Genomic DNA, 16,196 nt, shown 5'->3' with positions numbered 1-16,196 from the left:
AGATATATTGAATAAAATGACATAATTTAATAGTAGTATTTCAATCGTACGATAACAGGAGAGATGCAGTGATGGAACTATCAGAAATTAAACGTAATATAGATTATTATAATGAAAAATTAGAGCAACTTAGGGGGTCTCTTTGACTTAGAAGAAAAAGAGACAAATATTCAAGAATACGAAGAAATGATGGCTGATCCTACTTTTTGGGATGATCAAGATAAAGCACAGGAAATTATTGATAAGAATAATGCTTTAAAAACGATTGTAAATGCATATCGAGGATTAGAATCTGAAATAGAAGACATGGAAACAACAAGAGAACTATTATTAGACGATGACGATGATGATATGAAGTCAGATTTGGAACAGAACGTAATAGATTTTAAAGCAAATTTAGATAAGTTTGAACTACAATTATTACTTGATGGTCCATATGATGCGAACGATGCCATTATGGAACTACATCCTGGCGCAGGCGGTACAGAATCGCAAGATTGGACAAATATGCTTTTAAGAATGTATCAACGGTATTGTGAACAAAAAGGGTTTAAAGTTGAGATTGCAGATTACCTACCTGGTGATGAAGCGGGCGTTAAAAGCGTTACACTAATTGTTAAAGGTCATAATGCCTACGGTTATTTGAAAGCTGAAAAAGGCGTGCATCGACTTGTCCGCATTTCACCGTTTGATTCGTCAGGACGTAGACATACGTCATTCGCTTCTTGTGATGTTATACCGCAATTCAATAATACAGAAATTGAAATTGATATCAATCCAGATGATATTAATGTTGATACATTTAGAGCGTCTGGTGCAGGTGGTCAACATATTAATAAAACAGAATCAGCAATTAGAATTACCCATCAACCTACAGGCATTGTAGTAAACAACCAAAATGAGCGCTCTCAAATTAAGAACAGAGAAGCTGCAATGAAAACATTGAAAGCTAAGTTATATCAATTAAAAATTGAGGAACAAGAGCAAGAAATGGCAGAAATTCGTGGCGAGCAAAAAGAAATTGGCTGGGGAAGTCAAATAAGATCTTATGTTTTTCATCCTTATGCAATGGTTAAAGATCATAGAACAAATGAAGAATCAGGTAAGGTAGATGCAGTTATGGACGGAGATATAAGTCCATTTATAGAAGCATACTTACGTAGTCAAATGGATCATTCAGAAAGTTAAGCAAATGAAAATTAGAAATCTCGTCGTTAGTATTTAAACTAGTGACGAGATTTTTTGTTTTTTTAAGAATGAATAAAAGCATGTAAAATGCAATTTTAAATATTACACGTTAGATTTGGATGATGTATGTATATAGCCTCTATAAGGTTGTAATATCAATGTTTTAAGCGCTATTTAAGCTAATTGAATTGACCCATATTAAGTATCAATTGTCTATTACATTACAGTATAATAACAACCGCAAAAGACGAAATGTTTTATGCTATATTATGATTGATTAAAATTTAAGACAGTAAAGGGTTGAACATGTAATGAAGAAAGGATTAACATTTTCTGTAACATCGGCAGCATTGTTTTTTGGTTTTAATGGTATTGCATCAGCAGACCAAATTCACACAGTAAAAGAAGATGCTAAATTATCTGATATAGCGCATGCATTTGCCACAACAACAAATGAAATTCAGTCATTAAATCAATTGAATGAAAGAGTAACTGTACAAGCAGGAGAACAATTAGTACTTCCAGACAAAGATATAGTGGAAATAAAACATGGAGATACAGTTTTAAATATTGCTGAAAAATATCAACTTAATTTAGAACAAATTTATCAGTTAAACCCAAATCTAGGTGAAGTTATTTACCCAGGCCAATTAGTGGCAGTATCTGAAAAGGGTTCAGCACATTTAAATAACCAGCTTCATAGTATTTTTAACGAACAACAAGTACAGAATGAAACAAGAGAAGGTAATGATGTTCCAGTAACATCAAATAACCTTGTACCAACGACACAACATACTTGGAATTACGTGGAAAAAGAAGCAGCAAATAATCAAAATGAAAGTAAACAAATGTATTCTAGTCAATATAAACCAACACAAGTCGCTTCAAATGGTAGTAATTATTATAGTTGGGGACAATGCACATATTATGCATTTGATCGCCGTCAACAATTAGGAAAATCAGTAGGTAACCTTTGGGGTAATGCGAATAATTGGGCTTCAGCAGCTAGTAATAGTGGCTACAAAGTTAACCATACACCTGAAGTGGGTGCGATTATCCAAAGTAATGCCGGTAACTATGGCCATGTAGGTGTTGTAGAACGTAAAAACCCAGATGGCTCAATTGTAGTATCAGAAATGAATTGGCAAGGTGTAGGACAAAAATCTTATAGAACGATTCACAACACTGGTCAATATAATTATATTCATTAGCAAATCATAAATTGGTATATACCTACAATATCATCTGAATACCTAAAGAAAAGGTGCTTAATAGTGAGATTATATTAGAGGTAAGTTTTGCTGAGTATAATAAATGGTACATCATAGAACCACTCCTGCATGTTTTGGAGTGGTTCTATGTTTATAGATCAATGTATTTAAATAATATCATTAATAAGGTAATGGGAGAGAAATATAATTTTTCTAATAATATTTCGTAGTATATGCCCAGCCAATTACTGTCAAAATAACAACGGAGGCTGAGATATAAGTTTATGTACTAGACACCCCATAAATTGAATTAGTTAAATTCAATTACATTGATAAGACATTTTGATTGTTGAATGATATTATAAAATTAAGTATAATCATTCATTAAACAAACTAGGAGGCGATGTCATGGGAGTACATCAATATTTTAAACGCTTGTCTGATTTAGAAAAATTAATTAGATTACCGGGAAAATTTAAATACTTTGAGCATAATGTCGCTGCGCATTCATTTAAGGTGACAAAAATTGCCCAATATTTGGCTACAGTAGAGGAATACCATGGTAATGAAGTAGATTGGAAAAGTTTATATGAAAAGGCGTTAAACCATGATTTTGCTGAAATTTTTACGGGTGATATTAAAACACCAGTTAAATACGCAAGTGGCGAATTAAAAAAACTCTTCTCACAAGTAGAGGAAGAAATGGTAGATCATTTTATAAATGAAGAAATTCCAGAAGCCTATCAAGATATATATCGAGAAAGACTTCAAGAAGGTAAAGATGACTCATTAGAAGGTCAGATACTTTCTGTAGCTGACAAAATAGATTTATTATATGAAACATTTGGAGAAATACAAAAGCGTAACCCCGAACAACTATTTTTTGAAATATATGAGATGTCCTTAGAAACGATTATGCAATTTGATCATCTAAGTTCGGTACAAGATTTTATAGATAATATTATTCCAGAAATGTTAACGGAAAAATTCATCCCAAGATCAGAATTACGTGAAACAACAATGGCTATTTTAAATAATAGGAATGGGTGAAGTGAATGATTTGGTATGTGCTCGCATCCTTTTTTCCATGTATTTTCGTGGTATTTTTTAGCGTGCTAACACGAAGTAAATGGGTAGGAACGATTTTAACATTAATTATAATTGGTGCATCCGTTCAAAAAGGTTTTTTTCATAATGAATGGATCATTTTTATAGATGTCGCCTCGTTGCTGGCTGGTTACCTTATTATCGATCAATTAGAATTTCATAAAAAAGAAGATGACTGAGTAATAAATGTTAAGCAACTTAATTGCTATAGTTAAATATGCATTTTATAATTGTATAACTTCAACAATATAGTTTATTTTAGAATAAACAAATATAACTTAGGCAAACATGGTGACAGAACTATGTTTGTTTTTCTTTATATATAGCAAGATAAAAGCGAACAAATGTTTGCTTTTTCGTTTGTAAATCTGTTAAAATATGTAACGAGAATATGAATCTGCAAACTTGATGCAGACACACAGCAACAGTAGTATATACATTTTAAACATAGACACATCAGGTATGTTCGTATCGTTAGAAATTATATAGGAGGCATGTGTCACTATGGAACATCATCAATTTAAATTACAATCTGATTTTACACCTCAGGGTGATCAACCAGATGCGATAAAGAAAATAGTTGAAGGCGTTAATGAGGGCAAACGTCATCAAACCTTACTCGGTGCGACAGGTACAGGTAAAACCTTTACGATGAGTAATGTTATTAAACAAGTAGGCAAACCCACACTCATTATCGCCCACAATAAGACATTAGCAGGTCAATTATATAGTGAGTTTAAAGAATTCTTTCCAGAAAATAGAGTAGAATACTTTGTTAGTTATTATGATTACTATCAACCAGAGGCATATGTGCCATCAACTGATACATTTATTGAAAAAGATGCTTCAATAAATGATGAAATTGACCAATTACGACATTCAGCGACAAGTTCACTTTTTGAAAGAGACGATGTCATTATTATTGCGAGTGTCAGTTGTATATATGGTTTAGGTAATCCAGAAGAATATCGAGATTTAGTAGTCAGTGTTCGCGCTGGTATGGAAATGGACAGAAGTGAACTTTTAAAAAAATTAGTAGACGTTCAATATTCGAGAAATGATATTGATTTTAGACGTGGTACATTTCGTGTAAGGGGAGATGTAGTTGAAATTTTCCCTGCTTCGAGAGAAGAAATGTGTATTCGTGTAGAATTTTTTGGTGATGAAATTGATCGTATCCGTGAAGTAAATTATTTAACGGGTGAAGTTTTAAGAGAGCGTGATCACTTTGTGATTTTTCCAGCATCCCACTTCGTAACACGTGAAGAGAAAATGAAATCTGCAATACAAAGAATTGAAAATGAACTAGAAGAAAGCTTAACAGAATTACGCTCAGAAAATAAATTATTAGAGGCACAACGACTAGAACAACGTACGAATTATGATTTAGAAATGATGCGAGAAATGGGCTTCTGTTCTGGTATTGAAAACTACTCTGTGCATTTAACACTAAGACCAATGGGTTCAACGCCATATACGTTATTAGATTATTTTGGCGATGATTGGCTTGTAATGGTTGATGAATCACATGTGACATTACCTCAAATTAGGGGTATGTATAATGGAGACCGTGCACGTAAACAAGTACTTGTAGATCATGGTTTCCGTTTGCCGAGCGCTTTGGATAATAGACCTTTAAAATTTGAAGAATTCGAAGAAAAAACCAATCAACTCGTTTATGTATCTGCTACACCTGGTCCATTTGAGTTAGAACATACAGATGAAATGGTACAACAAATTATTCGTCCAACAGGTTTATTAGATCCTGAGATTGAAGTGCGACCAACGGAAAATCAAATTGACGATTTAATAAGTGAAATTCATGAGCGCATTGAACGTAATGAACGTGTGCTAGTTACAACATTAACTAAAAAAATGAGTGAAGATTTAACTACTTATTTAAAAGAAGCTGGCGTTAAGGTCAATTACCTACATTCAGAAATTAAAACATTGGAGCGTATAGAAATTATTCGTGATTTACGTATGGGAACTTATGATGTCATTGTTGGAATTAACTTATTAAGAGAGGGTATCGATATACCAGAAGTATCTCTTGTTGTTATTCTTGATGCTGATAAAGAAGGTTTCTTACGTTCACATAGATCACTTGTTCAAACAAGTGGACGTGCAGCACGTAATAGTCGTGGTGAAGTTATTATGTACGGTGACAAGATTACAGATTCCATGCGTTATGCCATTGATGAGACAGAGCGACGTCGTACAATTCAAAAAGCATATAACGAAAAACATAATATTACGCCTACTACGATTAATAAGAAAATTCATGATGTTATTAGTGCAACTGTCGAAAATGATGAAACAAATGAACAACAACAAACTGAAGTACCTAAGAAAATGACGAAAAAAGAACGCGAAAAAACAATCGCAAATATAGAAAAAGAAATGAAACAAGCAGCTAAAGATTTAGATTTCGAAAAAGCAACAGAGCTTAGAGATATGTTGTTTGAATTAAAAGCAGAAGGGTGACAAATATGAAACAACCATCCATTGTAGTAAAAGGGGCTCGTGCCCATAATTTAAAAGGTGTAGATATTGAAATACCGAAAGATAAACTCATCGTGATGACGGGACTGTCTGGATCAGGAAAATCTTCACTTGCCTTTGATACAATATATGCTGAGGGTCAGCGTAGATATGTAGAGTCATTAAGTGCTTATGCAAGACAATTTTTAGGTCAAATGGATAAACCAGATGTTGATACGATTGAAGGTTTATCACCTGCGATATCAATTGACCAAAAGACTACAAGTAAAAATCCAAGATCAACTGTAGCGACAGTAACTGAAATATATGACTATATACGGTTGCTCTACGCACGTATAGGCAAACCATTTTGCCCCAATCATGGTATTGAAATAGAATCGCAAACTGTACAACAAATGGTAGACCAAGTGATGCAACTTGAAGAGCGTTCTAAAATCCAACTATTGGCTCCTGTGGTTTCTCATAGAAAAGGTGCACAAGAAAAACTCATAGACGACATTAGCAAAAAAGGCTATGTACGTGTACGTGTTGATGGTGAAATTATGGATGTAAACGAAGTGCCAAATTTAGATAAAAATAAAAATCATACTATCGAAGTCGTAATAGATCGCTTGGTGGTTAAAGCAGGTATTGAAGGACGTCTTGCTGATTCTATAGAAACTGCGATTAGACTTGCTGAAGGTACATTAATCGTTGATATAATTGGGGGAGAAGAATTAAAATTCTCGGAAAACCATGCCTGTCCGATATGTGGTTTTTCAATTGGTGAACTAGAGCCTCGTATGTTCAGTTTTAACAGCCCCTTTGGTGCATGTCCAACATGTGATGGTTTAGGATTGAAATTAAAAGTAGATTTAGATTTAGTGGTTCCTGATACAAACAAAACTTTAAATGAAGGTGCAATCATAGCTTGGGAATCTTCAAGTTCTGATTTTTATCCAACATTATTAAATCGTGTTTGTGAAGTATATAAAATTAATATGGATAAACCATTTAAAAAATTAACAGATAGACAACAAGATATCATTTTAAACGGTTCTAAAGGTAAAGAAATTGAGTTCACTTTTAAACAACGCAATGGTCAAACACGTAAACGAACAATGGAATTTGAAGGTGTGATTAATAATATTAATCGTCGTTATCATGACTCACCATCTGAACTTGTTAGAGAGATGATGAGTAAATATATGACTGAGCTACCTTGTGAAACTTGTAATGGTAAACGTTTAAGCCGTGAAGCGTTATCTGTATATGTTTCTGGTCAGAATATTGGTGAAGTTGTTGAACATTCAATTAAAGATGCTTTGCATATGTATGAACATATTGAATTGTCAGATCAAGATAGAAAAATTGCAGATCAAATATTAAAGGAAATTAACTCACGTTTAGAATTTTTATACAACGTTGGTTTAGAATATTTAACACTCAATCGTGCATCAGGATCATTATCAGGTGGGGAAGCGCAGCGAATTCGTCTTGCTACACAAATTGGTTCTAGACTGTCAGGTGTACTTTACGTGTTAGATGAGCCTTCTATCGGACTTCACCAAAGAGATAATGATCGACTTATAAGTACATTAAAAGAAATGCGTGACTTAGGTAATACTTTGATCGTTGTAGAACACGATGAAGATACAATGCGTGCGGCTGATTATTTGGTTGATGTAGGACCAGGTGCAGGTGAACATGGTGGCGAAATTGTCGCGAGTGGTACACCTAAACAAGTAATGAATCAGAAAAAATCACTCACTGGTCAATATTTAAGCGGGAAAAAACTGATAGAAGTACCTGAGGAACGCCGTGAAATAACTGATCGTAAAGTCAGTGTTAAAGGCGCAAGAAGTAATAACTTAAAAGATATCGACGTAGATTTTCCATTATCAACAATGACAGTAGTTACAGGTGTTTCTGGTTCAGGTAAGAGTACGTTAGTTAATGAAGTGCTGTATAAATCATTAGCAAAACACATTAATAAATCAAAAGTAAAACCAGGTGATTGTGACGAAATTCAAGGAATAGAAGAACTTGAACGTATAATCGATATTGATCAATCACCTATTGGAAGAACACCGAGATCAAATCCAGCAACTTATACAGGCGTATTCGATAATATTAGGGATATCTTCGCGCAAACAAACGAATCTAAAGTAAGAGGATATACTAAAGGCCGTTTTAGCTTCAATGTGAAAGGCGGTCGTTGTGAAGCTTGTAGAGGTGACGGTATTATAAAAATTGAAATGCATTTCTTACCAGATGTGTATGTACCGTGTGAAATTTGTGGTGGTTCTAGATACAATAGAGAAACGCTAGAAGTCACGTATAAAGGTAAAAACATTGCAGATATTTTAGCAATGACAGCTGAAGAAGCGACTAATTTCTTTGAAAAAGTGCCAAAAATTCATCGTAAATTGAAAACATTAGTTGATGTTGGACTAGGATACGTTACACTCGGACAACAAGCAACAACACTTTCTGGTGGGGAAGCACAACGTGTTAAACTCGCATCTGAATTGCATAAACGTTCTACAGGTCGCTCCATCTATATTCTTGATGAACCAACGACTGGTTTACATGTTGATGATATTGGTCGGTTATTAAAAGTACTCAATAAACTAGTGGAAAATGGTGATACTGTGGTTATTATTGAGCATAACTTAGATGTTATTAAAATGGCAGATCATATTATTGACTTAGGTCCAGAAGGTGGCGATGGGGGCGGTACGCTTGTAGCTACCGGTACGCCAGAACAAATTGCAGAAGTAAAAGAAAGTTATACAGGACAATACTTAAAGCCTGTGCTAGAAAGAGATACAGTAAAATAAACAATATAAGTATGTAACTCCACTCAAAAAGGCGGGAACATAAGTATAAATGGCTCTCTTCAAGGTAAGTACTTTAACGTGCAAACTTTGAAGGGGGTATTTTTGTATTTATTACCAACAAATACCTAGAAAATGATTTGTAGTAAATTAAATGAATAAATTGAAAATATAATCAGTCACTGGTGTGTGATATCGTTTATAATTGATATAATGATAGATATTATAGATATGTGTTGAATTATCGATCTTCTACACTTTTTGATATGGATTATCATTTCTTTTTGATATGATAATATCATATTGCAAATGTAAGAGAAATACTGATAGAGGTGAACTATGTTAACTACCAAGAGTTTAGTAGACCGCTTTGAACTTGATCTTATTGTTGGAGAAGCAGGTTTAAACAAACAAATTAAAAATACAGATATTTCAAGACCAGGTTTGGAAATGGCAGGTTATTTTTCTCACTATGCTTCTGACCGTATTCAATTATTAGGTACGACGGAATTATCTTTTTATAACTTATTACCAGATGAAGAACGTAAAGGTCGTATGAGAAAGTTATGTCGTCCAGATACACCAGCGATTATTGTGACGAGAGATTTAGAACCACCAGAGGAACTTATCGTTGCAGCAAAAGAACTCGACACCCCTTTAATTGCGTCGACGATTGCTACTACACAATTAATGAGTCGTTTAACTACATTTTTAGAACATGAACTAGCACGAACAACATCACTGCATGGAGTACTTGTCGACGTTTATGGTGTAGGTGTACTGATTACTGGTGATTCTGGAATCGGTAAAAGTGAAACGGCATTAGAATTAATAAAACGTGGTCATAGATTAGTAGCAGATGATAATGTGGAAATTAGAGAAATTAGTAAAGACGAATTGATTGGGAGAGCACCTAAATTAATAGAACATTTATTAGAAATTAGAGGCTTAGGTATCATTAATGTAATGACATTATTTGGTGCAGGCTCGATTTTAACTGAAAAACGATTGCGTTTAAATATTCATTTAGAAAACTGGCATAAAGACAAATTATATGATCGAGTCGGCTTAAATGAAGAAAAATTACGTATCTTAGATACTGAAATTACGAAAAAAACAATTCCTGTACGACCTGGACGTAACGTAGCGGTTATTATTGAAGTTGCGGCAATGAATTACCGACTGAATATTATGGGCATCAATACAGCAGAAGAGTTTAATGATCGCTTAAATGCTGAAATATTACGAAATGGTAGCAATAGTGAGGAGAAATAGGTAATGATGACATTAAATTATATCAATCCAATTGCACTTGAGCTTGGGCCTATTTCAGTACGTTGGTACGGAATTATTATCGCTGTTGGGATACTCTTGGGTTATTTTATTGCTCAAGAAGGTGTGAAACGAATTGGCTTTGATACAGATACATTAGTTGATATCATTTTTTGGAGTGCAATATTTGGATTTATTATGGCGAGACTTTATTTCGTTGTATTCCAGTGGCCGTATTATATTCAAAACCCAATTGAAATTCCGATGATATGGCACGGTGGTATTGCAATACACGGTGGCTTAATAGGTGGATTTGTTACAGGGATTATCATCTGTAAACAAAAAAATATTAACCCGTTTCAAATTGGTGATGTCATTGCACCAAGTATGATTTTAGGCCAAGGTATTGGAAGATGGGGCAACTTTATGAATCATGAAGCTCATGGCGGTCCTGTTTCAAGAACATTCTTAGAAAACTTACATATTCCAGATTTTATTATTAATAATATGTATATTAATGGCAAATACTACCAGCCAACATTCTTATATGAATCTATTTGGGACATTTTAGGCTTTGTTATACTAATCTTTCTTAGAAAACATTTACGTATAGGAGATACTTTCTGTCTATATTTGATATGGTATTCAATCGGCAGATTTTTCGTAGAAGGCATGCGTACAGATAGCTTGATGTTAACTAGTGATATTCGAGTAGCGCAGTTAATGTCTATTATACTGATTATAGTAGGTATTGTGATTATGATTATAAGAAGAGTGAAATATAACGCACCAAGATATAAAGATGTTGGCCCGTTAACTTGGTCAAATCAAAAAGTGAAGTGATAAAATATCATGCGTAATTTAAAAAAGGTTAAAGTTAAAGGCAATAACCCACTTTGGCATATGTATCGTTATATTAGATACTTTAAAATATTTAAACAAACGATAATTATTGAAATTTGCAGGTACTTGCCTCACGTGAAATTAAAACATTGGGCGTATCGCAATTTATTGAAAATGAATATTGGTAAAAACACAGCATTTGCTTTTAAAGTAGTTCCCGATTTATTATACCCAGAGTATATTTCCATAGGGGAAAATTGTGTGATTGGCTATAATACTACAATTTTGACTCATGAATTTCTCGTTGATGAATTTCGAACGGGGCGTGTGCAAATTGGTGATAATACTTTAATTGGCGCGAATGTTACAATATTACCAGGTGTAAGCATAGGATCAAATGTTAAAGTCGGAGCGGGTGCTGTTATTTCAAAAGACATACCTGATTCGGCATTAGCATATGGAAATCCCATGCAAATAAGAACTTAATTAATATTTAGGAGGTGATAATGGATGGCGCATAACGGCAAAGTAATACCAATGAAATTAGATAGTCAATTTTATAAAAAATTGGGAGACCAAAAATTTCTGCACCAAGATTATAAAAAGGCAGCAGAATATTATGGCAAAGTGCTGGATATGTCACCTCAAGATTTTGATGTAAAAGTAAAATACGCGGAATGTCTTGTGAATATAGGACTAAGTGGTAAAGCAGAGCATCTATTTTATGAAAGTATTGCGCAACAAGAGTTAGTAGAAGAAAGTTATTATCAGCTTAGTCAATTAAACATTACATTAAATGAAGCAAATAAAGCATTTTTATTTGGTATAAATTATGTCACGATGTCTAACGATGAAGATTATAAAGAAGAACTTGAAGAAATGTTTGAAGTTTCTTATAATTCAGCTGAAAAAATAGAGATAGAAAGTCAGCTATTTGCAGTACAACTTATTTTCCAATACCTATTTTCTCAGGGAAGATTACCCGAAGCACGAACATTTATCTTAAATCAAAACGATGAAATTCAAGAACATCGCGTAGTGCGTAATTTACTTGCGATGTGTTATTTATACATGAATGAATATGACATTGCTAAAGAAATGTTTGAGCGATTGCTTAGTGAAGATAATACGGATGTACATGCATTATGTCATTATACTTTATTACTTTATAATACGAATGATAAAGAAAAATACCAACGCTATTTAAAAATTTTAAATAAAGTCATGCCGATGAATGATGATGAATCATTTAAGCTAGGCATCGTTTTATGTTACTTAAAACAATATGAAGCTTCGCAAAAAATATTACAGCCACTTTATAGAAAAGGAAAATTCCTTTCCATCCAAATGTATAATGCGTTAAGTTATAATAGTTACTATTTAAACAATATTGAGGATAGTAAATATTATTGGTCGAAGTTGCAAGATATGACTAAAGTAGATGTAGGTTATGCACCTTGGGTTATTGCAGAGAGTAAAATGTATTTCGATGAACAAGTATTACCATTATTACTCCATGACGATAGCCATCATAGGTTATATGGTATTTTCTTATTAAACCAGTTAAAGGGACGCGAAGTGCTTTTGACACAAGAAATTTGGGCAGTTCTAGAATCTATGGAAGATTACGAAAAGCTATATCTTACCTATATTATTCAAGATTTAAAATTAAACAAATTAGATTTCATTCATAGAGGCTTATTGATGTTGTATGGTGTGAAATCATTGAAAAATAATGAGGATTTATTTATTGTATGGATTGATCAAGCAGAAGCGATTATATCTGAAAAAGTAGATTTAACAAATGTAAATGAATATATTGCAGCATTTGTGTATATGTATTATCGTAATGCTGATAGTAAAATAACAAAACAACAAGTAATCGAATGGTTTGATATATCTTCTTACCGTTTAAATAAAACGATAGATTATTTAGTGAGCATATAAGTTTAAGAAATGCAAGAAATCATATATACTGCGCATAATGAATTATTAAACAGGAGGCAATTTAAATGGCTGAACAAGTGGATTTTGATGTGGCAATTATAGGTGCCGGACCAGCAGGAATGACTGCTGCAGTTTATGCATCACGTGCTAATTTAAGCACAGTAATGATTGAACGTGGTATGCCAGGTGGACAAATGGCAAACACAGAAGAAGTTGAGAACTTCCCAGGATTTGAAATGGTAACAGGTCCGGACTTATCAACGAAAATGTTTGAACATGCGAAAAAATTTGGTGCTAAATATCAATATGGCGATATCAAATCAATAGAAGATAAAGGTACTCATAAAGTGATTAACCTTGGTAATAGTGAAATTACAGCTCGCGCCGTAATCATTTCAACAGGTGCAGAATACAAAAAAATTGGTGTACCTGGTGAACAAGAACTTGGCGGTCGTGGTGTAAGTTATTGTGCCGTATGTGATGGAGCATTCTTTAAAGGTAAGAAATTATTTGTTATTGGTGGCGGAGACTCAGCCGTAGAAGAAGGAACATTCCTTACAAAATTTGCTGATAGCGTAACAATTGTTCACCGTAGAGATGAATTACGTGCTCAAAAAATCTTACAAGATCGTGCATTTAAAAACGATAAAATTGATTTTATTTGGAGTCACACTTTAAAAACAATTAATGACAAAGATGGCAAAGTTGGTTCGGTAACATTAGAATCAACAAAAGATGGCACAGAACAAACACTAGATGGCGATGGCGTATTTGTGTACATTGGTATGAAACCATTAACAATACCTTTCCAAGATTTAGGTATTACTAATGAAGTTGGCTACATTTTAACGAATGAAGACATGAGTACAAGTGTACCTGGTATATATGCAGCAGGCGACGTACGTGAAAAAGGGTTACGTCAAATTGTCACTGCAACTGGTGATGGAAGTATTGCTGCACAAAGTGCCATTGCATATATCGAGCATTTACACGATACAATTGAAGCATAAATAAATTGAATCATTGATGGGATAAAGTCATAGATTATAAAATATTGTATAAAATATCATAGATAAATTCAGTCATAGCTAGAATGTTATACTTACGATCTATAGTAAGTTATAACATTCTAGCTTTTTTACATAATGAAACAACTATAGCGTTATAATATTGATAGATAAAACTACTACCTTAGTCGTTTTTCATGTAAAATATAATGTGATAATATTAACTCGTTAGACTTATATTGAGAAAAATGAAAGATATTGTATAAATGCCAATATAAATAAGCTATTAACAGCGTAGAACTAATTTTGCGATTAAAATAATCAATGGATGGTGTAAAGAGATGCAACGAGAAGAAAAAGAAATAGTAAAGAGTGAATTGTTGGTTGTAACTGGTTTGTCAGGCGCCGGAAAATCTGTGGTCATTCAGAGTTTAGAAGACATTGGATATTTCTGTGTAGATAATTTACCACCGATTCTTTTACCAAAATTTGTAGAATTAATGGGGCAAGGAAATCCTTCTTTACAAAAAGTAGCGATTGCTATTGATTTAAGAGGTAAGGAACTATTTAAATCTTTAATTAAAGAAATGGACCAAATTAAGAGTAACTCAGATGTTATTGTTGATTTAATGTTCTTGGAAGCATCGAATGAAAAACTGATTTCTCGTTATAAAGAAACACGTCGTGCACATCCTTTAAATGAAAAAGGTCAACGTTCATTAATTGAAGCTATTGAAGAAGAACGTGAGTTGTTGACTGAAATACAAAGTTTAGCGAATTATACGATTGATACATCGCAAATGACACCGAAAGAATTGCGCAAACGTATGGGAGATTATTTTAATCAAAGTAACTATCAAACATTTAATATTAATGTAATTAGCTTTGGTTTTAAACATGGTATACAAATAGATGCGGATCTTGTATTTGATGTAAGATTTTTACCTAATCCGCACTATGTTGATGAGTTGAGATCATTAACTGGCGAAGATGAAGCAGTATATAAATATGTAATGAAATGGAAAGAAACAAACATTTTTTATGAAAAATTAATGGATTTATTGAAATTTATGATACCAGGATATAAAAAAGAAGGAAAATCTCAACTTGTTATTGCAATAGGTTGTACTGGTGGCCAACATCGTTCTGTCGCACTAGCCAAACGTATCGGAGCAGAACTCAGGGAGAGTTTTGACTATAATGTGTATGTACAACATAGGGATGCACATGTAGAAAGTGGCGTGAAACAAAAAAATGAAAAGAATTAAACTTGTACTTATAGGTGGAGGTACGGGTTTATCCGTTTTAGCACGTGGTTTAAAGGGTTATCCGATCGATATTACGACGATTGTCACAGTAGCTGATGATGGTGGTAGTACGGGTAAAATACGAAGCGAAATGGATATACCTGCTCCAGGAGATATACGAAACGTTATTTCGGCATTAAGTGAAACAGAATCAACAATAGAACAATTGTTTCAATATCGTTTTAAAGAAAACCAAGTCGAAGGTCATTCTTTAGGTAATCTACTCATTGCTGCATTAACCAACATCAATAACGATTTTGGACATGCAGTGAAAGAACTAAGTCAAATTTTAAATATTAGAGGACGTGTTATTCCTTCTACCAATACGAGTGTACGTTTAAATGCGGTGATGGAAGATGGAGAAATTGTATATGGCGAATCTAATATTCCAAAAAAGAATAAAAAGATTAAACGTGTATTTTTAGAACCAGAAGATGTTGAGCCAATGGAAGAAGCAGTTGAAGCAATAGAAGAGGCAGATTTAATCGTATTAGGCCCTGGCTCACTTTATACAAGTGTGATTTCTAATCTATGCGTGAAGGGTATTTCTAATGCACTGCTAGGTGGAGATGTTCCTAAATTATATGTTTCAAATGTTATGACACAACCAGGTGAAACAAATAGTTACACTGCAATCGATCATGTGAACGCAATACATGATCATGTTGGTCAGAACTTTATCAATTATTCTATCTGTAGCACCCAATCATTTACTGAAGATGTGTTAAAGCGCTACAGGGAAGATGGAGCATCACCAGTGAAATGTAATATGGATCATATGGAAGAACAAAATATTAAAGTATTTACACATCCTAATTTAGTAGAGGTTTCTGAAGAATACTACGTGCGTCATAATACTGAAGTATTATCTAAAATGATTTATGAAATAGCTATGAGAGAAACTGACACGATTGAATTTACGCGTGAGAAAGAAAATGATAAATAATAACTAAGTGATTTCATTTAGTTAAAGAAGGGACTGATTAATCT

The 16,196-nt window shown here is 33.4% G+C and carries 13 protein-coding genes; all 13 read left to right on the top strand.

Annotated elements, in window-relative coordinates:
- Positions 1–71 precede the first annotated feature (71 nt).
- A protein-coding gene (prfB, locus tag NSR03_RS09155; protein ID WP_102134914.1) for a peptide chain release factor 2 occupies positions 72–1,188 on the top strand; the annotation gives its coding sequence in 2 pieces (ribosomal slippage) (positions 72–143 and positions 145–1,188; 1,116 coding nt in all).
- Between the two features lie 311 nt (positions 1,189–1,499).
- Positions 1,500–2,399: a COG3942 and LysM peptidoglycan-binding domain-containing protein gene (locus NSR03_RS09150; RefSeq protein ID WP_046465080.1), complete on the top strand. Its 900-nt coding sequence runs from the start codon at positions 1,500–1,502 to the stop codon at positions 2,397–2,399.
- A gap of 408 nt (positions 2,400–2,807) precedes the next feature.
- A complete protein-coding gene (locus tag NSR03_RS09145) occupies positions 2,808–3,449 on the top strand; it encodes a YfbR-like 5'-deoxynucleotidase (protein ID WP_002508274.1) in 642 nt (213 codons plus the stop codon).
- Positions 3,450–3,454: 5 nt separating this feature from the next.
- Positions 3,455–3,685, top strand: a complete 231-nt coding sequence (locus NSR03_RS09140; protein WP_002508273.1) for a CsbA family protein — start codon at positions 3,455–3,457, stop codon at positions 3,683–3,685.
- Between the two features lie 325 nt (positions 3,686–4,010).
- The gene (gene uvrB, locus NSR03_RS09135; RefSeq protein WP_069820645.1) at positions 4,011–5,993 is read left to right on the top strand and encodes an excinuclease ABC subunit UvrB; all 1,983 of its coding nucleotides are present in this window, start codon (positions 4,011–4,013) and stop codon (positions 5,991–5,993) included.
- A 5-nt stretch (positions 5,994–5,998) separates the two neighbouring features.
- A complete protein-coding gene (gene uvrA, locus NSR03_RS09130; RefSeq protein ID WP_021339457.1) occupies positions 5,999–8,833 on the top strand; it encodes an excinuclease ABC subunit UvrA in 2,835 nt (944 codons plus the stop codon).
- Positions 8,834–9,169: 336 nt separating this feature from the next.
- On the top strand, positions 9,170–10,105 hold the full coding sequence (hprK, locus tag NSR03_RS09125) for an HPr(Ser) kinase/phosphatase (RefSeq protein ID WP_069820646.1): 936 nt from the start codon (positions 9,170–9,172) through the stop codon (positions 10,103–10,105).
- Between the two features lie 3 nt (positions 10,106–10,108).
- The gene (gene lgt / locus NSR03_RS09120; RefSeq protein WP_069820647.1) at positions 10,109–10,945 is read left to right on the top strand and encodes a prolipoprotein diacylglyceryl transferase; all 837 of its coding nucleotides are present in this window, start codon (positions 10,109–10,111) and stop codon (positions 10,943–10,945) included.
- A 9-nt stretch (positions 10,946–10,954) separates the two neighbouring features.
- Complete coding sequence (locus tag NSR03_RS09115) at positions 10,955–11,431, top strand: acyltransferase (RefSeq protein ID WP_021339459.1); 477 nt, start codon at positions 10,955–10,957, stop codon at positions 11,429–11,431.
- 24 nt (positions 11,432–11,455) lie between these two features.
- Complete coding sequence (locus tag NSR03_RS09110) at positions 11,456–12,892, top strand: tetratricopeptide repeat protein (protein ID WP_002508267.1); 1,437 nt, start codon at positions 11,456–11,458, stop codon at positions 12,890–12,892.
- 65 nt (positions 12,893–12,957) lie between these two features.
- Positions 12,958–13,902: a thioredoxin-disulfide reductase gene (gene trxB, locus NSR03_RS09105; protein WP_002508266.1), complete on the top strand. Its 945-nt coding sequence runs from the start codon at positions 12,958–12,960 to the stop codon at positions 13,900–13,902.
- A gap of 338 nt (positions 13,903–14,240) precedes the next feature.
- Positions 14,241–15,167 (top strand): RNase adapter RapZ, encoded by a 927-nt coding sequence (rapZ, locus tag NSR03_RS09100; RefSeq protein ID WP_069820648.1) that lies wholly within the window; start codon positions 14,241–14,243, stop codon positions 15,165–15,167.
- Positions 15,154–16,152 carry a gluconeogenesis factor YvcK family protein gene (locus tag NSR03_RS09095; RefSeq protein ID WP_021339460.1) on the top strand — a complete coding sequence of 333 codons (999 nt, stop codon included), beginning with the start codon at positions 15,154–15,156 and terminating at the stop codon, positions 16,150–16,152. The genes rapZ and NSR03_RS09095 overlap by 14 nt, the downstream gene beginning before the upstream one ends.
- The last annotated feature ends 44 nt before the right edge of the window (positions 16,153–16,196 follow it).

Origin of the sequence: Staphylococcus sp. FSL W8-1207 (genome assembly GCF_038003745.1) — a bacterium.
In the GTDB taxonomy this organism is placed as follows: domain Bacteria; phylum Bacillota; class Bacilli; order Staphylococcales; family Staphylococcaceae; genus Staphylococcus; species Staphylococcus equorum.
The sequence above is the reverse complement of the archived record's forward strand: the minus strand, read 5'-3'. Positions and strand labels throughout refer to the sequence as shown.